Annotated in this window: 18 protein-coding genes; 9 read left to right on the top strand and 9 right to left on the bottom strand. The window is 64.8% G+C overall.

The annotated features are described in order from the left end of the window. A partial coding sequence (locus GAK28_RS12785; protein WP_291779527.1) for an IS3 family transposase occupies positions 1–199 on the top strand: 199 nt, incomplete at its 5' end. On the opposite strand, the gene GAK28_RS12790 is transcribed toward GAK28_RS12785, so the two are convergent. Both GAK28_RS12790 and GAK28_RS12795 read right to left on the bottom strand, forming a co-directional pair. After that, positions 196–2,418 carry an RHS repeat protein gene (locus GAK28_RS12790; RefSeq protein ID WP_291779530.1) on the bottom strand — a complete coding sequence of 741 codons (2,223 nt, stop codon included), beginning with the start codon at positions 2,416–2,418 and terminating at the stop codon, positions 196–198. The genes GAK28_RS12785 and GAK28_RS12790 overlap by 4 nt on opposite strands. 4 nt (positions 2,419–2,422) lie before the next feature. Beyond that, positions 2,423–3,985 carry a DUF6531 domain-containing protein gene (locus GAK28_RS12795; protein WP_291779532.1) on the bottom strand — a complete coding sequence of 521 codons (1,563 nt, stop codon included), beginning with the start codon at positions 3,983–3,985 and terminating at the stop codon, positions 2,423–2,425. Positions 3,986–5,072: 1,087 nt separating this feature from the next. On the opposite strand from GAK28_RS12795, the gene GAK28_RS12800 reads away from it, so the two are divergent. Continuing rightward, positions 5,073–5,354, top strand: a complete 282-nt coding sequence (locus GAK28_RS12800) for a hypothetical protein (protein WP_291779534.1) — start codon at positions 5,073–5,075, stop codon at positions 5,352–5,354. Between the two features lie 7 nt (positions 5,355–5,361). Continuing rightward, a complete protein-coding gene (locus tag GAK28_RS12805) occupies positions 5,362–5,661 on the top strand; it encodes a hypothetical protein (protein WP_291779537.1) in 300 nt (99 codons plus the stop codon). A gap of 488 nt (positions 5,662–6,149) precedes the next feature. Here GAK28_RS12805 and GAK28_RS12810 read toward each other — a convergent pair whose 3' ends face one another. Further along, the gene (locus GAK28_RS12810; RefSeq protein WP_291779540.1) at positions 6,150–7,442 is read right to left on the bottom strand and encodes an ATP-binding protein; all 1,293 of its coding nucleotides are present in this window, start codon (positions 7,440–7,442) and stop codon (positions 6,150–6,152) included. A gap of 5 nt (positions 7,443–7,447) precedes the next feature. Continuing rightward, a complete protein-coding gene (locus tag GAK28_RS12815) occupies positions 7,448–8,155 on the bottom strand; it encodes a response regulator transcription factor (protein ID WP_291779543.1) in 708 nt (235 codons plus the stop codon). Positions 8,156–8,347: 192 nt separating this feature from the next. Here GAK28_RS12815 and GAK28_RS12820 point away from each other — a divergent pair, with 192 nt between their 5' ends. Genes GAK28_RS12820 through GAK28_RS12840 form a run of 5 tightly spaced genes read left to right on the top strand, consistent with a single transcriptional unit; the run spans position 8,348 to position 12,208 of the window. Beyond that, positions 8,348–9,136: a MipA/OmpV family protein gene (locus GAK28_RS12820; protein ID WP_291779546.1), complete on the top strand. Its 789-nt coding sequence runs from the start codon at positions 8,348–8,350 to the stop codon at positions 9,134–9,136. 17 nt (positions 9,137–9,153) lie between these two features. Beyond that, a complete protein-coding gene (locus tag GAK28_RS12825) occupies positions 9,154–9,468 on the top strand; it encodes a DUF3011 domain-containing protein (RefSeq protein ID WP_291779549.1) in 315 nt (104 codons plus the stop codon). Positions 9,469–9,519: 51 nt separating this feature from the next. Next, positions 9,520–10,557, top strand: a complete 1,038-nt coding sequence (locus tag GAK28_RS12830) for an iron ABC transporter permease (RefSeq protein ID WP_291779553.1) — start codon at positions 9,520–9,522, stop codon at positions 10,555–10,557. Then, positions 10,554–11,342 carry an ABC transporter ATP-binding protein gene (locus GAK28_RS12835; RefSeq protein WP_291779555.1) on the top strand — a complete coding sequence of 263 codons (789 nt, stop codon included), beginning with the start codon at positions 10,554–10,556 and terminating at the stop codon, positions 11,340–11,342. Before GAK28_RS12830 ends, GAK28_RS12835 begins: the two co-directional genes overlap by 4 nt. Next, on the top strand, positions 11,339–12,208 hold the full coding sequence (locus tag GAK28_RS12840) for a cobalamin-binding protein (protein ID WP_291779558.1): 870 nt from the start codon (positions 11,339–11,341) through the stop codon (positions 12,206–12,208). Before GAK28_RS12835 ends, GAK28_RS12840 begins: the two co-directional genes overlap by 4 nt. Here the strand turns inward: GAK28_RS12840 and GAK28_RS12845 are convergent. From GAK28_RS12845 to GAK28_RS12865, 5 genes are all read right to left on the bottom strand, one after another. Continuing rightward, entirely contained in the window at positions 12,202–14,283 is a 2,082-nt protein-coding gene (locus GAK28_RS12845; protein ID WP_291779561.1) for a prolyl oligopeptidase family serine peptidase, read from the bottom strand. The two genes, GAK28_RS12840 and GAK28_RS12845, sit on opposite strands and share 7 nt — an antisense overlap. A gap of 20 nt (positions 14,284–14,303) precedes the next feature. After that, positions 14,304–16,142, bottom strand: a complete 1,839-nt coding sequence (locus GAK28_RS12850; RefSeq protein WP_291779564.1) for a hypothetical protein — start codon at positions 16,140–16,142, stop codon at positions 14,304–14,306. A gap of 15 nt (positions 16,143–16,157) precedes the next feature. Next, positions 16,158–17,066, bottom strand: a complete 909-nt coding sequence (locus GAK28_RS12855; protein ID WP_291779566.1) for an ABC transporter ATP-binding protein — start codon at positions 17,064–17,066, stop codon at positions 16,158–16,160. Between the two features lie 23 nt (positions 17,067–17,089). Beyond that, positions 17,090–17,497 (bottom strand): GntR family transcriptional regulator, encoded by a 408-nt coding sequence (locus tag GAK28_RS12860; RefSeq protein WP_291779570.1) that lies wholly within the window; start codon positions 17,495–17,497, stop codon positions 17,090–17,092. 110 nt (positions 17,498–17,607) lie between these two features. Further along, a complete protein-coding gene (locus GAK28_RS12865) occupies positions 17,608–19,518 on the bottom strand; it encodes an LTA synthase family protein (RefSeq protein WP_291779573.1) in 1,911 nt (636 codons plus the stop codon). 119 nt (positions 19,519–19,637) lie between these two features. Between GAK28_RS12865 and GAK28_RS12870 the strand changes: the two genes are divergently transcribed. Further along, positions 19,638–20,255 carry a YrbL family protein gene (locus GAK28_RS12870; RefSeq protein WP_291779576.1) on the top strand — a complete coding sequence of 206 codons (618 nt, stop codon included), beginning with the start codon at positions 19,638–19,640 and terminating at the stop codon, positions 20,253–20,255. Positions 20,256–20,617: the final 362 nt, after the last annotated feature.

The raw sequence follows: 20,617 nt of genomic DNA on the forward strand, positions 1-20,617 counted from the left end.
CTGCTACGACAACGCAGCAATGGAGAGTTGGAACCACAGTCTGAAGGTCGAGGCCATCCATGGTGAACACCTCGCCACACGGGAGCAGGCCAAGGCTCATGTGTTTGACTACATTGAGGTTGACTACAATCGGATCCGGCTGCACTCGACCCTGGGCTACCTCAGCCCAGAGCAGTACGAGCTGGCCAATGTCGCTTAGATAGGTGTCCGTAAATCAGGGGCAAGATCAAAATACTGGCCTGGAAAGCGCAAGTTAAGCACGTAGCCCGTACCCGAAGCGGGTTTGGTTTCACCAAACGGATTGCTCGCGTAGGGCCAGCGCCAGAGCAGTGCCCCTGCATTGGACATGGCCATACGCGGCGTCCCAAGCGCGTCGACTTGAACGTAAGCCAAAGACGTGCTGGACCCCGTGTCCAAGATGCCCACGACCATACTGCTCAACCATAAGTACTCCCTTGCCTTATCCAAACTTTGTTCAGTAAGGAGCTGGCTATCTCCACCGTAGGCGAAGCGTGTCGTGGCTCCATCGGCCGTTTTGGCGATCCGCTGCTCCAGACTGTTATACGCATAGGTCCCGACGGTGACGCCATTGCGCTGCACGACCGTCATGCGATTACGACCGTTGTAGCCATAACCCCAGGCGTCGCCCGCAAACGCATTGCCCGTGGTGTTGCCGTTGGCGTCGTACGAGCGCGAGGCCGTGCCGATGCTGGTCAGCCAGTGCGTGCCCGGTTGATAGCCATATACGCCAGTGGCAAGCCCATTGCCGGTCTTGCTCAGGCGGTCGCCGGTCTTGTTATAGGTATAGGCCTCGATGGCCTGACCGCTCGGATCGTCCACGCCGGCAAGGCGGTACAGCGGATCGTAACGATAGCTTTCCGAGCCCGCGCCGGCCTCGCTTACGCCGGTGATGTTGCCGGTGGCGTCACGCACGAAATGCAGTTCCAGCGCAGGGCTGACGATGTCGGTGACGCGGTAGTTGGCATCGTAGGTACGGGTCAGCGTCTGGCCGTTGCCCAGGGTGTAGGACTGGATCGGGCCGAACGGTAGATAGGTCACGTTGCTGGCGACGGGCTGCGCGGAACCGCCCACAGGGGTGACCGTCAGTCCCGCGATCTGGCCCAGGGTGTCGTAGCTGTAGGTGACGACCGCGCCACTGGGGCGGGTCTCGGTCCGCACGCGATCGGCCAGGGTGTAGCTATAGGCGATCGTATCCGTGGTGCTGCCTTGGGTCTGGCGCTTCTCGATGACGTTGCCCCGCGCGTCGTAGCAGTAGGTCGTGCTGACGGCTTGCTCGGCGATGCGGGTCAAGTGACCCACGGGAGCGGATGCGCTACACCCCGTGACCGTATTGGCCTCGTCGTAGTGATAGGCCACGTTGAGGCTCGCATCGGCGTAGCTGGCCGAGATGACCCGGTTCAGCGCGTCGTAGGCGTACGTCGTGGTGATGCCCTTGGCATCGGTCCGGGTCAGGCGGTTGCCCGCAGCATCCACCGTGAAGGTGGTCGTGCCGGTGTCCGGGCTATGGATGCCGGTGAGATCGCCCAGGCCATTGTGGTCGTAGACGGTGTTGAGGCCGTCCGGATCGCTGATGCCCGTGATGTTGTCGCTGCTGTCGTGGCTGGACACCGAGGTGGTATTGGCCGTGGCCGCATTCGTGCCGTTGTAGTCCTCGATGGTGCTGACCAGGCGGTTGAGGGCGTCGTAGCCCTGCTTGCGCTGGACGCCCTTGGCATCCGCCGAATGGACCGGGTGGCCTTCGGCGTCGTAGCCGTCGGTGGTATCGAAGGACAGCACCGTGCGGTTGAGGGCGTCGGTCACGGTCAGTAGCTGGCTGAGGCTGTTGAAGCTGCGCGAGATGGTACGTCGCACCGCACCGCTGGCGTCGAAGGTCTCTTCCTTGGTCCGGTTGCCGGCCGCATCCAGGGTGTAGTGGATGCGATTGCCCTGGCCGTCGGTGAGGTCGGTCAGGCGGCTGGCACCGTCGAAGGTGTACTTGAGGACCACGCCATCGGCATCGGTGGTCTGGATGACGTTGCCGACCGCGTCATAGACCACGGTCGTGGTCGACGGGGTGCCGGTGGCATCCCGGGTGGTGCTCGCCAGCCAGCCCTCGGGCGTGTAGGTCAAAAGCGTCACGACGCCATTGGCGTCGGTGACCTTGCCCGGGTGACCGTACAGGTCATAGGCGTCATAGGTAGTCACGTGGCCGAGCGCATCGGTCGTGGTCGCAGGGCGTCCCTGGGCGTTGTAGGTGTAGCGGGTGATATCGGCCACATCGGTGCGGGGGCCGTCCACGGTCTCGACGAGGCCGGCGGCGTTATACGTCATCGTCGCCACGCGGTCGGCTGTGGCCGCCTGGGCCAGCACCGAGACGAGGGCAAGAGCCAGCGGGGTCCAGCGAAGTCCTTTCGTCATCGGGTCAGTCCTTGAGCGAGCGGGTGGTGGTGGAGAGTGGGCGGCCTTGAGCGTCGTAGGTGTATGCCGTGACACGGTCGGCCGTGGTCACGGTCTTGGGCCGGAAGCTGGTGCCGTCCCAGGTCGTGGTCGTGGTGCGCTGCTCGGGCGTGCCTTGGGCCTCGACCTGGGTGACGATGCGGCCCTGGGTGTCGTAGGTGAACGCCGTGACATGGCCCAGCGCATCGGTCTGCGTCGCGATCTGGCCGCGTGCATCGTAGGTGTAGTGCGAGTTGGCGATCGGGCAGCCCACGGTGGGCTCGCCCACCACGGCGGTCATGCGGCGCGTGCCGCCGACGGTGGCATAGGTGTAGGTCACGACGTGACCGAGCGGGTTGGTGACCGTGGTGGTGGCGTCGTCCACGTAGGCGATGACGGTCTTGTCGGCGCCGCCGGCGTGCTCGCTGGAGATCGCCCGGCCCTGGCTGTCATAGGCCCAGGTCGCGGCACGCACGCCCCGCTCGTCGATCAGACCAGTGAGAAAGCGCGGGTGCTCGGCATCCTCATACACGTAGCGTCGCGAGGTGGTCTTGCCCTGCACGGTGCGCGTCGCCTGCTGCAACTGTCCTTCGTCGCTATACGTATAGGCCACGCTCACGCCCGACGAGGACAACGAGACCAGTTGTTCGGAGAAGTCCTTGACGAAGACCAGCGTATGGCCACGGGAATCCTTGACCGTGACCTTGTTGTTGAAGTTGGCGTCGAAGCCGTAGGTCAGGGTCTGGGTCAGGCCGTTGGCGGCTCGGTAGCTGGTGAGCTGGCCCTGGCCATTGAAGGTATAGACCTCGTTCGCCGGGGAGGTATAGATCCATTTCGATCCGGAACGGCTGAGGCTGCCGCGCTCCGACGACTCGCCGGTGGCTACGCTGCCCTTGACCGAAAACACCGAAGCGCGTCCATCGTCGAAGGTCAGTGCCGCCGCGCCCATGCCCACCAGCAGGTTCGCGCCATAGGTATGGCGCCAGCCGCCATCGGCGCTGTTATAGAAGCGGATGAAGGCCAACTCGCCATCGGCATCCGCGAAGTCGCTCTCGCGCTGGAACTTGTTGCCGATGGCGGCGTTGATCGGATTGCCCTGGCAATCGTTCGGATCGTTGTTGGGGTCGTCGTCGGGATCGCCAAACTGCTTGCGGGCAAGCGCATCGCCATCCAGAACGCATTCGCCGGTGACGAAGTCGAAGACCTTGTCGACGTCGCAGGGGGCTTCGACGACGGCGATGATGTGGGGAATGTGTTCCGGGGGGCCCTCGCCCGCCCGCGCCAAGGTGTCGCAGTTGTAGATGTACGGGTTTCCCGACATCGGTGCGAAGGTGGGCGCCACATACGCCAGGACGTGTGTGGTGTCCGAGTTGTATTTAGCCACATCGGCCTTATAGGCGGCCTTACAGGCGGCATCGGCGGACGGGTAATGCACCATGTTGTCTGCGGGTGGAAACGAGGGCGAATCCAGGGCGAACCACACCTTATCGGCGGGGGTGGCATGGGCCGCGAAAGCGAACAGGGCACTGATGGCCAACATAGTCTTCATGACCGCTCCTTGAGAGTGAATTCGTTCCCTTGGTTTCCCGCCATCGTGGCGGTAACCCCTGGTATTTCGATCGTCTGATATGCGCTACGGGCGGAGGCCGTGAGATGCACTGGACGAAAGCGTGTCTTTGTACCAAGCGCTGGCATTCAACGTTGTGCGAAAACGGCAGTGAAGTCATGCGTCGTCGCCCAATGCGATCATGAGATCAACGTCGCGCCGCCAAAGGCATCGTGCGTCGCAGATGTGGCATGACACATGAAGGCATGGGGTGATGGTGCGACGAGAGAGGGCGGGATGGAGGCGAGGGCGATGTCTTTTGCGATGCGGTGAGTTATCGAGCGGCGAAGCGACGAGTCGTCGCCGTCTATGACGCGGTTTTCTATTTCTGTAGGAACGCGCGTTGCGCGCGACCCATGTCGCGATATCGAGCAATTATCGTTGCATCGCCAGCCGCTGTCGCGCGCAAGGCGCGCTCCTACAAAAGCGGCGCGATAAGGGAACGGGGAAATAAAAACTGCAGCTCGCGGGCGGCGCCTACAGACAACTCTGTGTTGTTTTGATACGGTGAGGAGGCTGTCGATAGCGTCGGTATTTGGCGATGTCGACAGTCATCGCTTCGGTGACGCACGCCGGGGGAGGTTAAGGCCCTCCCCCGACGCACGGGTCACTGAGTATCCCTAAGTAGAGAAAGCTACCTAAAGGAATCAAACCCCAATGACCGTCGAACATCATACGGCAGTCTCCCGCCCGCCGCTTCCCCGCGGTGGCCCCCGCTCCGGTGTCCGGGCCGTTCTGGCCTATCCCGAACGCGGTTGACGAACGGCGGCCTCGGCCGCGCCCGTGAGTTTTCTCAAGCCGTAAGTACCCGGCGTGTTGCCGCGCGCCGGTTCACGGGGCCCTGAGTCCGCACCACTTCCGATATCAAGCCGCCCGGCGTCCGCTCACGGACACGCCGGAGTCCCTTGTCGTCCCGGAGCGATGCGTTTCAAAACGTCAACTTGGCGTTGCATTACCCGTGGCACGTCCATGCCTGCATGGCGTGCCACACCTGGGCGAAACGGTGCGGCACCTACGCAAGGAGCCCGAGATGAAGGACACCAACGAACGCTGGATTCTGGAGGATGACGACGCGTTCACCGACGCGTTGCTCAACGAGGCGAGTGAATGGTTGGCGTATGCGCAAGGCACGGCCAGCCTGTTGGCCGAATGGATGCGCGATGACGAAGGCGAGGGAGATCGCCGTGAGCTGTCACTGGCCCTGGGCGGTGTGGCCGCGATGATGGCGGTGGGTCGTATCTGCGTCCAGCGTGCGCATACGCAGGTGTTGTTTGATAGCCCACGGCACGGAGACGCATCGCATGAGGGTTGAATATGGGATGGGTATCGAACTGATTCAGGCAACCATCGCGATTGGTTTGATGGTGGTCAACGTGATGATCTTCGTCGACCAGAAGCACGGGATGAATACGGCACGGCGTGGTGCGCGCGGGTTTGCCGTCGCGGCATTCGCCAGCGCCCTCGTCGCGTTGTTGGCGATGGATCACCTGATGATCCAGGTATGGATTCATCCGTCAGATGACACGACGTTCCTGCTGTTTCGCGGCGCGATGACCGGCATGGGCCTGGCGACATCCGGCGCGGTAGCGTTCTGGATCCTCTCCCGCTGGCATACCTAATCTGTAGGAGCGCGCTTGCGCGCGATCCGCGAAGCGGCAATCTGGCCCGCTGCCGCGGATCGCGCGCAAGCGCGCTCCTACAGGGGGCCCGCGATAGCGGGCCAGGGTGCCGCTACGTACGGAGAGCCGTCGGGCCGCCGCCGGGGCGCGACTTGAGGAGCCGAGGGCGGGTGGTCGGACAAGACCGCGCAGCGGGGCCGGTCAGGATGACCGGCCTTTTTCGCCGAGGCAGGAGCCGAGTCGAAAAATCCCGACCACCTGCCCGAGCCCGAAGGGGCGAAGCCATAAAACACGGGCCGCACAGCGGCCCTCCTTTCCCGAGGGACGGCGGAGCCGGCGCGCCCCGGCGGCGGCCCGACGGCTCACTCGGTCACGTACGAGCGCCGCGCGCGATGCCGAAGGCGAGCCACCCCTACGAAGCGGCTGTACGGCGCAAGCCGTTAAAAACACGGGCTGCAAAGCAGCCAACCTTTCCAAGAAGCAGGCGACTACGCCACACGCACCGGCAACAACAACGTAAACCGCGCACCACCCGTCGGCGAATCACCTACGGCGACACTCCCGCCCTGCGACGTGATCGCCCGCCGCACGATCGCCAACCCGAGGCCGAATCCACCCGTATTGCGATCACGGCTCCGATCCAGTCGATGGAACGGCTCGAAGATGGATTTCCGGTCGGCCTCGGGCACGCCGATGCCATCGTCATCGACATGAATCACCAACATCTCGCGATCCACCGTGGCCTTGATATCGATGCGCTCGCGGCCGTAGCGCAATGCATTGCGTACGATGTTGATGAGGGCACGGGCCGTCAGCTTTGGATCGATCGTCGCCGTCGCGTCGATTGGGAAAATCGATACGTGGCACTGGATCTCGCGAAGCTCCATCTCCAGCGAGAGGCTTCCCGTCACGCTGTCGATGAACTCCGTGACATCGACCTCGCACGACTCCGGGTCGCGCCCCGGCTGTCCCAGCGCACCATACGACAGCAGCTCGCTTACCAACTGATCCAGCTCGCCGATATCGTGCGACATCGTATCCAGATAACGTCGGCGCTCGTCCTCGTCCTTCGCCGACTTTACCAATGCCAGCGCAAACCCGAAGCGCGCTATGGGCGTGCGCAGCTCATGCGATATCGCGTTGATCATTTCGCTTTGCGTGGAGACCAGCGTCTGGATGCGGCTCGCCATGCTGTCGAACCGTGTCGCCAGTGGCGACACGCTGGACCGCGAGGGCAGCCCCGAACGTACATGCAACTGTCCATCGCCGAAGCGCTGCGCCGCCTCGCGCAGCGCCTCCAGATCACGCCAATGCGAACGCAACCAGAGGAACAGCCCACCGAAGACCACGAAGACGATCGTCACCCACGCCATCACGCGGAAAATCGGCCCCGACCCGGGGACATCCATCTGGTTCGTGTGCAATACCTGATCAGACCCCGGAATGGCCAGCAACAGGCTATCGGACCCCACCGCCACCGAGTAGCCGCTGTCCAGTGCGCGACGATCCTTCTCCGACAGGTTCAGCTTCGAACGCTCCGTGAGGTCGAAGTCGATCAGGGCGAACGGCGCCCTCGCATCGTCGATCATCTGCTTGCGCTGGTCTACCGGAACCTCCGCCAACATGTCGCGCATCACATACATCGTGGCGCGGACATCCTGCGCATCGGATTGCGTGAATTTGGCCACGAACAGGTATTGCATCACCGGGGTCACAACGAACGCCGCGATCGCCACGCTGATGATGAGCGAGATATACAGCTTATAGAAAGTACGAAGCATGCCTATCACTCATCCCACGCGTAGGGATTGAACAGGTAGCCCCTGCCCCATACCGTTTTCAGCTTCTGCGGTTCCTGCGCGAGGTCGTCGAAGCGCCTGCGCAAGCGGGAGACGCCCGCATCGATCGTGCGATCCAGCCCGTCGAATTCGATGCCACGCAGCTGCTTCATCAGCTCGTCGCGACTCAGCACCTTGCCTGGCGCCTTCGCGAACGCCAGCAACAGGTTGTACTCCGTGGACTTCAACTCCACCGCCGCCCCCTTCCAGGTCACGTCACGCGATAGCTCATCGATGCGCAAATTGCCAAACACCATCACATGATCACGCGACGCCTCGCCGACCCGCTCGCTCGGCGTATGGCGCCGCATGACGGCGCGCAGGCGGGCCAGCAGAAGACGTGGCTCGACCGGCTTCAGCACGTAGTCGTCGGCGCCAATCTCCAGTCCCGCGATCTGGTCCATCGTATCCACGCGGGCCGTGAGCATCACGATGGGAATGTCACCGAGCTGGCGAAGGCGCCGGCACACCTCCACGCCATCCATGCCGGGCAGCATGAGGTCGAGCACGACCACCGCAGGGGCGACATCGTGGAAGGCGGCCACGGCGGTATCACCGCGCGGGCAGATATGAACGTCGAATTCGTAGCGGGAGAGGAATTCCGATACGAGCGACGCGAGGCGCTGGTCGTCCTCGATGAGAAGTAATTTATGCATGGCGTCACGAACGGGGCTGGCGGCAACGTAACACCGCGCCCGACACGCTAACAATCGAAAACGGCGTCGAAGTTGTGTTTATTTGTAACCGACGCGTACAGACGGGCACATTTGCCCTGCAAACATCCCACAGTCTTCTCGCCGCGAGGTACCTACGATCCTGGCCTGTTCCCCTGGCCCGGAGTGCCTGCCTTGAAAACGTTCCATCCCCTTCCGCTCGTTCTCGCCATCACCCTGATCGCACCCGTCGTCCATGCCCAGGACGCCGACGGTGCCAAGCCGCCTTCGTACGTGGGTGGCGGCGTCGCCTACCTGCCCCGCTACGCCGGCAGCAAGGAATACCGTGCCAGTCCGCTGGCCGATGCCTCGTTCACCTTCCGCAATGGCTTCTTCATCGACGGCATGCAGGGCGTGGGCTTCCGCTTCCGGCTAACCGACAGTTTCTTCATCACCACCTCGGCCGGCATGGACCCGGGCCGCAAGGACCAGGACGACGTGGCCCGCCCGGGCTCCGACTTCCTCAAGGGCATGGGCGACATCAAGCCGTCTGTCCTCGCCAACGTGGGCCTGGGCGTGAAGCTCGGCCAGCGCGCCGACATCGGGCTGATCGCCAGCAAGGCCGTGAACCACGCCGATTACGGCATGAGTTACCACCTCACCGGCCACGTGGTGGCCTGGAGCGGCGAACGCGACAGCATCGACCTCAACGCCGCCCTGCACTACGGCAACGATGCCTACAACCAAACCTACTTCAGCGTCACCGCCCGGCAAGCCGCCAACACGCGCTTCCAGGCGTTTTCGCCGGGCGCCGGCCTGCATGCCGCGACGGCAGGTGTGACCTGGACGCATCGCTTCGGCGAACACTGGATGACCCGCGTCACCGCCGAAGGCACGCGCTACCTCAAGGATGTCGCCAACAGCCCGATCGTGCAGGAAAAGACGGGCTACCTCGCCGGCGTTTCCGTCGATTACCGGTTCTGAGCCCAGGAGCGACCGTCATGTGCCTCACCCTCACCCGCATCCTTCACTACCTGTCGCTGGTCGGCCTGATCCTGTTCGCCGGCTGCGCCGCCGACCCCAAGTGGCACGACGGCGATCACGAACACGATCGCGGCGAATCGCGAGGCCTGTCGTGCGCGAGCTACGAGAACGCCTACCAGCGGTGCAACGTGGATGGCCGCCTGCTCAAGGTGCGCCTGCGCGAACGCCTTTCCGTCTCCGAATGCGAATACGGCCGCAGCTGGGGCTGGTCGCGCCACGCCGTGTGGGTGGACAAGGGCTGCCGGGCCGACTTCGACATCCTCGTGGACTGATCCTTTATTCTCCCGCTGGAGTCGCAGGCCCCCTGCGGTGATGGAGCCGGCGTGCGACAAGGCGACACCCACCGACGGATACCCCGCAACGCGACATTCGCCTCGGCGATGCGCGTCTGGGCGGTCATGCTCGTGGTGGCCGCCGTGGTCGCCTTCGCCTGCCTGCTGTGCGGAAGCGGCGAGGTGCGCCTGGACGATGCCTGGGCTGCCCTATGGACCGATGCGGATACACCGGCCCGCGCGATCGTCCGTGAGCTGCGCATCCCCCGCACCATCGCCGCGTTCGGCGTAGGTGGCCTGCTGGCCATGTCCGGTTGCCTGATGCAGGTGCTGGTGCGCAATCCGCTGGCGGATCCGTACACTCTGGGCCTGTCCGGTGGCGCGGCGGTGGGCGCCCTGGGTGCCATGCTCGCCGGGGCCGGCGCGTTCTGGATCGCGGCAGGGGCCGCCAGCGGGGCGTTGCTCGCCTGCCTTGCGGTCTTCGTGCTCGCCCATCGCGAGCTGCTTTCCCGGCAACGGGCCGGCCAGCGCGACGATGCCACCGACCTGATCCTCACCGGCGTGATGCTCGCGGCGGGTTCGGGTGCCATCGTCAGCATGATGCTGGTGCTCGCGCCGGACCGTAACCTGCGCGGCATGCTGTTCTGGATGATGGGCGACCTCAGCGGCGTGAGCTGGTGGGGCCTTCCCGTGCTCTGCCTGCTCGTGGGCCTGCTGTTCGTCGTACCGCTGGGACGCCAGCTCAACCTGCTCGCCCGCGGCGAGGAATCCGCCAGCGCGCTCGGCGTACGTCCGGGCGCAGTGAAAGCGGCGATCTTCGTGGTGTCTTCGATCGCCACCGCCGTGGCTGTCACCACCGCCGGCACCATCGGTTTCGTGGGCCTCGTTGTGCCGCATGCGCTGCGTCGGGTGATCGGCAACGACCAGCGCGTGCTCGTGCCCGCCAGCGCGATCGGCGGCGGCACGCTGGTGATGATCGCCGACACGGCGTCTCGCGTGGTTGCCGACCCGATCCAGTTGCCCGTGGGCGCGGTGATGGCCGTGATCGGCGTACCCACGTTTCTTTTCCTGCTGGCACGGCGGCGATGACGACGACGCTCGCCACCGAATCGCTCAGGCTGGACGTGGACGGTCGCGTGCTGGTCGACGTGCTCGACCTGCGGATCGTCGACGGCGAGGTCTGGGCCGTCATCGGCCCGAATGGCGCCGGCAAGTCCACGCTGTTGCGGACCCTGGCCGGGTTGCGCGCGCCCGATGGCGGCGCCGTGCAGTTGGACGGCCGCGACCTCGCGACGTACCGTCCTCGCGAACTGGCCCGACGCCGGGGCTTCCTGCCGCAGTCGGTCGTCGACGCCTTCAGCCTGACAGTCTGGGACGCGGTGGCCGCGGCACGGCATCCGCACCTGCCGTTCTGGCACTGGGGCGACGATGGCGACGACACCACGCGGCGCGCGCTCGCCTTGTTCGAACTGGAGGCGCTGGCCGATCGTGACGTGACCACGCTGTCCGGCGGCGAACGCCAGCGCGTCAACATCGCCGCGTTGTTCGCGCAGGATGTGGCGTTCCTGCTGCTCGACGAGCCGTTGTCCTCGCTGGACCTGCACCAGCAGATGAAGGTGCTGCATGCGCTGGAGCGCACGGCGGTTCGTGAAGAACGGGCCATCGTCTACAGCGTGCACGACATCAACCTCGCCGCACGGCATGCGACGCATGCGATCCTGCTCGACGGCCAGGGCCACGCCATCGCCGGTGACATCGCCACGGTGATCACCAGCGATCACCTAAGCGCGGCATTCCACCATCCCATCCACGGCGTCGATATCGACGGCGAGCGGTTCTTCCGCGCCGGACGCCTCACCGATACCACGCCATGATCCGTCGACTGATCCTTCTCGCCCTGACGATCGCGCCTGTCGCGCAGGCTTCCGTCAGCGTCACCGACGATGCCGGACACACGGTGATGCTGGCCGCTCCCGCGCAGCGCATCGTCAGCCTGGCACCCAACATCACCGATGCACTGTTCGCCGCCGGCGCGGGAAGCCATGTCGTCGGCACGTCACGTTTCAGCGAGCATCCGGAAGGCGCCAAGGCCATTCCCGTGATCGGCGACGCCACCACGCTCGATCTCGAACGCATCGTAAGCCTCAAGCCGGATCTCGTGGTCGCGTGGAAGAGCGGCACGCCGGCCGCCCAGGTCGAGAAGCTGTCGCGCCTGGGTATTCCTGTGTTCTATGCGGAAACCACGCGACTGGCCGACATCGCACCGGCCGTGCGTCGGTTTGGTGTCCTGGCGGGCACGGGTGCCGAGGCCGATCGCCAGGCTGCCGCGTTCGATACCGCACTGGCGAAGCTGCGCGCGACCTACGCCGGGCGCAAGCACCTGAAGGTGTTCTTCCAGGTGTGGGACAAGCCACTGATGACGATCGGCCACGCGCAGATCATTGACGATGCCATCGAGCTCTGCGGTGGCACGAACCTCTTCGCCGACCTGAACCAGGCAGCGCCGACGGTGACCCGGGAGGCCGTACTCGCGCGCGCACCGGACGCTATCGTCACCGTCGGCGCCGACGAGGCGAGCCTCGACATGTGGAAGGCCAGCGCCTTCCTGCCCGCCGTGAAGCACGGCAACGTCTTCGTCATCGACGCACCGACGCTGGTGCTACCCTCGCCGTCGATCTTGCCGGCGGTCGAGACCTTGTGCCGCCGTCTCGATGACGCCCGGCGTCGCGCCGATCACTGAGCGGGAATCGTGGCGTCTTTTTCCTGGGCCAGTTCGTTCGCATCCAGTCGCATGTTGCGCGTCAGGTAGTCGCGTAGCGCCGCATCCGGTGGATCGTCCGCGTCGCCGCCCAGATGACGATGGAACATGACCGCCATCGCATGAAAGATCGCCTCCCTCGCGAGCGGCGCATCCGAGGTGTGGCCTGCCGAGGGATCGACAAGCAGGCTCAACGGCCTGCCAAGCAAGCGTAGCGTCGCGGCATAGCCAAGGACACCACGCAGCGCCACGCGCTGGTCCTCGCCGCCCGCGACGATCAACACCGGCCGGGACATGCGCGCAGCGTTCGCCAGAGGCGACTGCGCGTGCAGCGCGGACATCGTCACGTCGTCCGACGGATCGAGTGACAGCGCCGCCATCCAGCGTTCGTAGGGCAGTTTCCGTGACAGCACATCGGCTTCGTGAGTACGGGCCAGCCATGCGATGTCCCAGGCGAAGTCCGTGGGCGGCACGACGGCCACGCCGAGCTTGAACAGATCCGGTTGCCAGGTCACGCCCAGCAGCGTGCTATAGCCACCAAACGATGCGCCGGCGATCGCCACCTTGTCACTATCGCCCACGCCCTCGGCAAGCACCGCCCGCGTACCCTCGACGATATCGCGCTGGACGCGTCCATTACCGAAGTCGCCGCGTGGCGCCAGCATGTAGTTGGTACCGAAGCCCGTCGAGCCACGATAGTTCGGCTCGAACACCGCATAGCCCCGATTGGCGAGAAACACTGCCAGTCCCGATCCGATATCGCCCGCCGCCACGTTGGCCCAGGGACCGCCATGGACAAGGACCACGAGGGGAACACGCCGTGCATCCTTGCCCGGTGGAACACGGACAAAACCGTGCAGGCGCATGCCGTCCGACGCCGTCCAGGTGAATGGCAACTGCCGCGCAAGATCCGCCGCCGGCAACCATTGTCTCGATGCCGCGTCACGTGCGCCCTGTGGCGCATCAGCCAGGATCTCGCGCAGCGATCCGTCGACGATATCGAAGAGGTGGAAGCGGGTTCCCTGCAGATCGCCATTGCGCTCTCTTACCAGCCAGCGCGAGCGGCCGATATCGATGGAGAGCGCACGGTCCGGCAGCGCGCGCCGCAGGATCATCAGTCGCACCGCCCTGGTGTCGTCCAGTGCCTGGGTGGTGGCGTGCGCGGCACGATAGTCGAGCAAGGCAGGCATGCCGTCGTCCGACGCGACGATCGCCTCGATATCTGCCACGCCATTCGGATCACCCGCGATATCCATCGTAGTGCCATCGGTGTCCAGTCGATGCAGGCGGCTGGGCATGCCGTCGCTGTCCATGACGATCCGCGCCGATCCGTCCTTGTCGAGTAGCGGCCACCACGCACAACGGCGCAGGACGCCGCAACGCAGGATGTCGACACGATGGCCATTCGCGTCGACACGCGTGGTGACCAGCGCATCGCCGCGAAGGTGTTGCACGTAGGCAAGATGTCCATCGCGGGCCAACACATAGCCCTCCACGCGATCCGGGTCGATGTCCAGCACCTGCGTACGTCCGTCGATATCGATACGGGACAACACCCAGTCCGTCGGACGTCCCATCGCGTCATGACGGCGCTCGCGAACGATGACGGAAGCCGGTCGCGAGGGATCGACATCGATGAACTCCCGTCGCTCCGCATCGCCCAGCGATGTCACTACATGGGCACCTTCGGTGCGGTCCGTCGCCAGGGCGAAGATCTTCTCCGGCGATATGACAAGCAACCAGCGCCCGTCATGGGTCCACGCCAACCGATTCGCCGTGCTGCGTGCAAGCAGGGGCTGCTCGACGCCACGATCGGTATCGAGCAACCACAAGCCGGTGTCATCGCCGCGGCGACGAAGGAAGGCGACATGCTCGCCATCGGGCGAAAGCGCAGCTTCTTCGATCGTCGGCCGTTGCAGGAACGCGGCGCGCGGGAAGTGTGGTGCTGATGGACGCGCGGCTTCCGTCTTGAGCTGTAGCGCGAAATCTTTGGCCGTCGATGCCGTCGCGAAGGCGAGCGCGACCAGCGCCCCCAGCCATGGCCGGAACGTATGCATGTCGATCCTCCGATTAGGTATCAGGCGTGGGCAGGCTCGGTGCGCGGTCCTGGCTCAGGTTCGGCAGCGGGTAGCATGAGCCACAAGCAGGCGACCGCCGGCACGCCGACGATGCCGCAGACGAACGCCCAGGCCAGGCGCGTCCTGACCGACATCGTGCGCCGCGATGCCAGCCATAGCCCCACCAGGAAACTTGCTCCCATGAGCATGAAGGCCAATGTGCGCACAGATGACGGTATTGGCGGCGTATCGTTGTCGTCTTGCGGATCGTCGGTGGCAAACAGGCCGACAGAAGCCTCACGAAGCGCATGGATGGCTGGCGATGGCCACCATGCACGGTAGCGGTATACCGGTGGATAGTCGGCCATCAACGTACGCGTCGCGACTAACGTCGTGTGCCCCTGGTCATCAACGCGCCATACCGACTGGAACGGCGAGGCCCCACGCATGTCATGCGCCTGTGCGGTGAAGGCGAACGATATGAGGTAGCCGTCGACCAACTCCACGACCTCGATCGTGCCCAGGTCGCCGTTATGGCCCGGAATGGCCAGGCGTTGGCGCGGTGCAGGCATGTCTCCGTTGAGCAGGTGACGACTGTCGTAGAAGTACAAGGCGCGATCGCCGAGCACCGCGACGCTTCCGCCGATCGCCGACGTCGTGAGCAGGTGCTCGCCCGCAGGGAGCGCAAGACGCGGCACGATGCGCTTCGTCGAGGCGATATAGCGATACAACGTGTTGCCCGCGACGATTATGGTGTCACTTTTTTCCGGATGCCCCAGGTTCGGTGCCGGTGTCGCCACGGCGGGGAACGGTGCATCGTTGGCTCCGACGCCCAACTCGCCTACATGCAAGCCGGTAACGACGCTCGTGCCTTCGTATCGCATGCGATCATGGCTAAAGGTCCACTGGATACGCGCATCGCTGTCGTCGAACGCCATGGGCGATCCGTTGCTCATGTCCTGGCGGTGCGTCGTCGGCGCCACGGCCCGTTCCAGGGTTCGCACCTCGGAGAGCGCTACCTGCTCGCGCCAGAGCGGCGCCTCCGGCGATGTCGCGTCCTTCAGGCCGGCGAGCATGCGATCGCGTGGCGACAGGCGCACGATTTCGGTGACACCGCCTGCCGGCGGCACGGGCATGTTGCCCGGATGCGTGCCGAGCATGATCCAGCCCATCTCCACCACAAAGCCGGCGACGAGAATCAAGGTGTAGACGGCGACCTGCAAGGGTACGGCGACAAGACAGGTCGCGAGCACGGATCGGGGTGGCGCGCCCAGGTCGGGCCGGAATGCCACCATCGCCATGGCGAAGGCGATTGCGGTCGCCACGGCCTGTACCGCTAACGCGGCAGGCCCGGAGGCCCTGGCGAGCACGATCCATAGCAGCAACACCAGCGCGCTCGCCGAGTAGTGTCGGTCCGCCAGCATGCCGTACACCCCTACGAAGTAGGCACACAGGGCGACCCATTCCGCTCCGATAGGAAGCAACACGTGACGAAGATCGACGATGCGTGCGCTACCGAAGGCTTGCCATGCGACGGCGAGAAACAGCGGAAGCACGACCGCGACCAAAAGCGCGAGGCCACCTGCGGCGAAAAGCGCGAGGGCGATACGGCGAGGCGCGACAGGACGGTGCAACAGATTGAGCCACTGGTTCGGCCGACGCCACGTACCCATCTGGTGCAGGCCCAGCAAGAGCCCAGTGACGAGGTAACCCGCACCGAACAGGCGGCGCACGTTGAGCGGCTGCTGACCCAGGTCGGCGATGCGCATGAAGAACGCGAGCACCAGGAGATGCGCCAGCGCATAGAGCAACACCCAGGTGCGGTAGCGCTGCCATTCGGCCTTGAGCAAGTCACGCATGGTGCGATCCTCCGGTCAGGCCGCGCGTGGCGTGGCGTGATGCTTGGCGAGGAACCCGTTCACCGCACGATCGAGGCTGACCGGCAAGTGGTGGATATCGCGGGCGCCGCATGCATGCAGGAAATCGGCGAAGGCTTCCCCCTGGTCGAGCACGAGGTAGTGATACAGGCCGTCGAGGCGCTGGGCTTCGAGCAGCCCCGGAACCAGGCGAAGATCGGGACCGCGAAACGGAATATCCGCGACCCAATGCGCGACGCGCGAACGGAAATCGTCCGGTGGCGACATGTTCCTCAAGGCACCACGCTCCATGATGATGAGGTTGTCCGCGACCCGTTCGATCTCCTCCATCTGGTGCGAGCAGTACACCACGGTGCAGTTTCTCGTGGCGTTGGAGTAGAGCAGCGTTTCCAGGAACGCCCGCTTGGCTACGACGTCGAGGCCCAGCGTGGGTTCGTCGAACACCAGCAATTCCGGCTGCTGCGCCAGCGTGAGCGCCAGATTGAAGCCGGCACGCTCGCCTCGCGAAAGCTGCGACACCTTTTGCGTACCGATCACGTTGTAGTGCCCGATCGTCTCGTCAAACGCGTCCTGGTTCCAGTGCCGATACTGCCTGCGTTGCATCGCGGTCACCGCATCCACGCTCATCCAGCCGGGCAATGTGTGCTCTTCGTTGACGAAGCCGATGCGCTCGCGATCGGCCGGGGTGAGCGAGCGACAGTCACGCCCCAGGATGAAGGCCTCGCCCGATGACGCGGGAAGGAACCCCAGCAGGATGCGGAACAGCGTGGACTTTCCCGCACCGTTGGCGCCCACGATCGCGTGGATGCTGCCGCGCGCGATCTCCAGGTCGAGATGGTCGATGGCCAGCTTGCCGCCGTAGCGCTTGCAAAGCCCGACCGTACGGATCACCGGATCATCGTTCATGTGCCCCCTCCCCTGTCCGGTGCTCAGGCCGTCTTCTTCGCCAGCACGGTGAGCGCCTTGTCCAGCCGCGCCATCGCACGTTCCGGCGGATAGTCCAGCGCCACCACCTCGTGTACGAAGGACTGGATCGCTTCGTCCATGCGCCGGTCACGCTCCGTGGCGCTGAGTCGCTGGCGAGGTTCGGCGACATAGAGTCCCAGGCCTTGCCTGGATTCCAGCCAACCTTCGGCGGTCAACTCGGCGTAGGCCTTGGCGACGGTGTTCGGATTGATCGTCAGCTGCTGCGCGAGACCACGCACGCTGGGTAGCTGAGCGCCAGGCCGAAGCTCGCCGGTGGCGATGCGCATGCGCACCGCATCGACGATCTGCCTGCCGATGGGACGGGGATCGCCGGTGGCGATCTGGATGGGCAATGCCTGGGTACGGGCCATGATGCTGAACCATGTGTACTAGTGCAAGTAGTACACTACAGATGCGTTACCGGGGCAATAGGCCGGAAGGCAGACCGCCGCATGGGGGCACCATGCGGCGGCTGGATCACTCAGTGGGCGGGGGTGTCGGCCTTTTTCGGCATGCGGTAACGCTGCTTGCTGTAAGCCCAGCTCGGCCAGAGCGCGTGGGCGAGCGCGACCTTCTCCAACTGCGGGTCCACCGCCTGCGGATCGAGTTTCTCGCCGTCGATCATGTAGTGGTACTGCGAAGCCGGCTGGTTCGGGCGCAGCACGATGAGTGTGTCGTCCTTCAGGTAACCGTAGTTGTCGCCGTACTGCATGATCGCGCGATCGGGGTAACGCTTGGTCAGGTCGGCGCCGAGCATCGGATGCTCGCTGCTGATGCCGATCAGCGACAGCAGGGTCGGCGCGAGATCGATCTGGCTGACGATGTGGTCGTCCTTCTTCACCGGCACGCCCGCGCCGAGGATCAGCGCCGGGATATGAAAGTGCTGCACCGGCACGAGGTTCGCGCCGAAGACGCGTGCGTCATGGTCGGCCACGATGAGGAACACGGTGTGGCTCCAGTACGGCGACTGCTTCGCCCGCTCGAAGAAGCGGCCGATGGACCAGTCGGCGTAGCGCACGGCGTTCGCGTTGCTGGCGGGCTCGCCTTCGGCCTTGATGCGACCGGCCGGGTATTCCCACGGGGTGTGGTTGGACACCGAGAAGGCCACCGTCAGGGTGCGCTTGTCGCCATCGTCCATCAGGCGCTGATGCAGTTCGTTGAACATATCCTCGTCGGACGCGCCCCACGAACCGACGAACGCCGGCTTGGTCTTGAAGCTGGCGCTGTCGACCACTTCCTTGAAGCCATTGCCGAAGAAGAACGAGCGCATGTTGTCGAAGTGCGCCTCGCCGCCGTAGAGGAAGCGCGTGTTGTAGCCGTACGTGTCGAGCAGTGCGCCGATCGTGAAGAAGTCGCGCTGGCTGCGCGGCAGCTTGAGCACGGCTTCGGCCGGCGTGGGCATGAAGCCGGTGGTGACCGCCTCCAGGCCGCGCGCGGAACGCGTGCCGGTGGCGTAGGTGCGGGTGAGCCACCAGCCTTCGTTGGAGAGCTTGTCCAGTTCAGGCGTGTAGCCGTCGCCACCCAGACTACCCACAAACTGCGCGCCGAGGCTTTCTTCCAGGATGATCACGAGGTTGAGCGGTTGATCGCCCTGGCGCGTGGCTTCCTGGCGATGCAGGCTCGGATACGTCGGGTCGAGCGGCGCGCCGTCGAGGCCGGCGGCCTGGCGCACGATGGACTGCATCTCGTCGTCGGCCATCTTGCCGTATACGGCCGATGCGGAGCGCTCGTTGCCCAGGGCGATCGCCGCGTTGAGCACGTTGTAGAGCGAGTTCAGCGGCAGCGTGTTGACCATGGCGTCGTTGGTGAAGGCCACCTGCGACGCGTTGAGCGGACGATGCTGCAAGGTGCCGCGTGCCGCGAGAAAGAGCACCGCGAACGACAGCACGGTGGCCACCGGACGCATCCAGCCGCGGACCGGGCGACGGTCAGGGCGACGCGTGGGCAGCAGGCGGAAGCCGATCCAGGCGATCAGCACGAGCGCAACGAGGCCCAGGCCGACCGACAGCTTGTAGCCGTGCCAGAGCATGGCCGCGACTTCATGCGGGCTGGTGAGGTATTCGAAGTAGAGGCGGTTCGGCCGCGTGTCGTATTCGACGATGAACTGCGGCGTGGAGACTTCGAGCAGGGCGAACAGCACCCACCACACGCGGTACCACCAGGCGGTGATTCGCGTCGGCCATGCGCGGTGCCCCAGCCAGGGCGACAGGATGGCCGGAAGGGCCACGACCATCGCAACCAGGGAGAGGTCGATGCGCCAGCCACCGAAGAGCACGGGCCAGAGGCCGCCGGCATCGTGGACGCGGTGCCACTGCCAGAAGGACAGTCCCAGGCGGGACAACGTGAGGAAGACGAGGGTGGCGACGATGAATCGCCATGTAAGCTTACGCACTGGGGTGGGTCCGGCTGGGCACGGCGGAGTTCGCCGCACGGTGGTGACACGGGTTGTGACAATATAACGCTTTCACGATTGACTTACGGCAGCCTTTCGGCGGTCGCATGAGGATGACGATGTTCAGACTGGCCCAGGCCAAGCCGATCGCCACGGGACACGTGCGCGAGGTTTACCAGCACCCCGACGACCCCGACCTGCTGATCAAGGTCATTTCCACCGCCTCCATCAAGGAGTGCTGGGACAACGGTCCCTGGATCCGCCGGCTCGGCCGCGCCGGTCCGTACAAGGACTTCGTGCGCGAGTTCCGCGAGTATGTCACCAGCATCTACAAGGGCGACTACACCACCTCGCCCGTCGCCCGCGTGGTCGGCATCGAGATGACCGACATCGGCCTTGGCCAGGTGGTGGAGAAAGTCCGCTCGCCCGACGGCAGCCTCGCCCCCACCCTGCATGCGTGGGTCCAGGCCGAAGGCTTCACCGAACGCACCCAGGCCGCGCTGGAGGAGTTCTACGCGCGCCTGCTGTCGCACGACGTGATCGCGGCGGACCTGCATGCGTGGAATGTCGTCTATGGCCAGGATTCCCGTGGCGGTCCGCGCCTGGTGATGATCGACGGCTTCGGCGAGAAGAACCTGATCCCGCATTGCTTGATGAGCCGTTCGCACAATGCCTCGCGGACGAAGAAGAAGTACGAGCGGATGCTGAAGCGGACGCGAGCCGAGGCGCCGAAGTAGCCACCTACGGTCGTTCCAGCGAACGCTGGAACCCAGCGCGAGGCCATCGGTTGTCGCCTCGCGGCCTCCTACGCAAAAGCCGATGCGACGCCCTCGCCATGCTGGCGAACCGGGGCGCTGGGTTCCTGTTTTCACAGGAACGACGAGGCTGGGAGACCGTCGTTCCAGCGAACGCTGGAACCCAGCGCGGGGCGATCGGTTATCGCGTCGCGGCTTCCTACGCAAAGGCCGATGCGACGCTCTCGCCATGCTGGTGAACCGAGGCGCTGGGTTCCTGTTTTCACAGGAACGACGTGAGGTGATGTGTCGTTCCAGCGAACGCTGGAACCCAGCGCGAAGCGATGGGTTATCGCCTCGCGGTC

Origin of the sequence: Luteibacter sp. (assembly GCF_009912395.1) — a bacterium.
In the GTDB taxonomy this organism is placed as follows: domain Bacteria; phylum Pseudomonadota; class Gammaproteobacteria; order Xanthomonadales; family Rhodanobacteraceae; genus Luteibacter.

What these genes read in the sequence shown, in the direction of transcription:
- GAK28_RS12845 (WP_291779561.1), bottom strand. Translation starts at nt 14,283, where the DNA reads ATGCATACGTTCCGGCCATGGCTGGGGGCGCTGGTCGCGCTCGCCTTC.
- GAK28_RS12840 (WP_291779558.1), top strand. Translation starts at nt 11,339, where the DNA reads ATGATCCGTCGACTGATCCTTCTCGCCCTGACGATCGCGCCTGTCGCG.
- GAK28_RS12805 (WP_291779537.1), top strand. Translation starts at nt 5,362, where the DNA reads ATGGGTATCGAACTGATTCAGGCAACCATCGCGATTGGTTTGATGGTG.
- GAK28_RS12795 (WP_291779532.1), bottom strand. Translation starts at nt 3,985, where the DNA reads ATGAAGACTATGTTGGCCATCAGTGCCCTGTTCGCTTTCGCGGCCCAT.
- GAK28_RS12790 (WP_291779530.1), bottom strand. Translation starts at nt 2,418, where the DNA reads ATGACGAAAGGACTTCGCTGGACCCCGCTGGCTCTTGCCCTCGTCTCG.
- GAK28_RS12860 (WP_291779570.1), bottom strand. Translation starts at nt 17,497, where the DNA reads ATGGCCCGTACCCAGGCATTGCCCATCCAGATCGCCACCGGCGATCCC.
- GAK28_RS12825 (WP_291779549.1), top strand. Translation starts at nt 9,154, where the DNA reads ATGTGCCTCACCCTCACCCGCATCCTTCACTACCTGTCGCTGGTCGGC.
- GAK28_RS12850 (WP_291779564.1), bottom strand. Translation starts at nt 16,142, where the DNA reads ATGCGTGACTTGCTCAAGGCCGAATGGCAGCGCTACCGCACCTGGGTG.
- GAK28_RS12855 (WP_291779566.1), bottom strand. Translation starts at nt 17,066, where the DNA reads ATGAACGATGATCCGGTGATCCGTACGGTCGGGCTTTGCAAGCGCTAC.
- GAK28_RS12815 (WP_291779543.1), bottom strand. Translation starts at nt 8,155, where the DNA reads ATGCATAAATTACTTCTCATCGAGGACGACCAGCGCCTCGCGTCGCTC.
- GAK28_RS12870 (WP_291779576.1), top strand. Translation starts at nt 19,638, where the DNA reads ATGTTCAGACTGGCCCAGGCCAAGCCGATCGCCACGGGACACGTGCGC.
- GAK28_RS12835 (WP_291779555.1), top strand. Translation starts at nt 10,554, where the DNA reads ATGACGACGACGCTCGCCACCGAATCGCTCAGGCTGGACGTGGACGGT.
- GAK28_RS12800 (WP_291779534.1), top strand. Translation starts at nt 5,073, where the DNA reads ATGAAGGACACCAACGAACGCTGGATTCTGGAGGATGACGACGCGTTC.
- GAK28_RS12810 (WP_291779540.1), bottom strand. Translation starts at nt 7,442, where the DNA reads ATGCTTCGTACTTTCTATAAGCTGTATATCTCGCTCATCATCAGCGTG.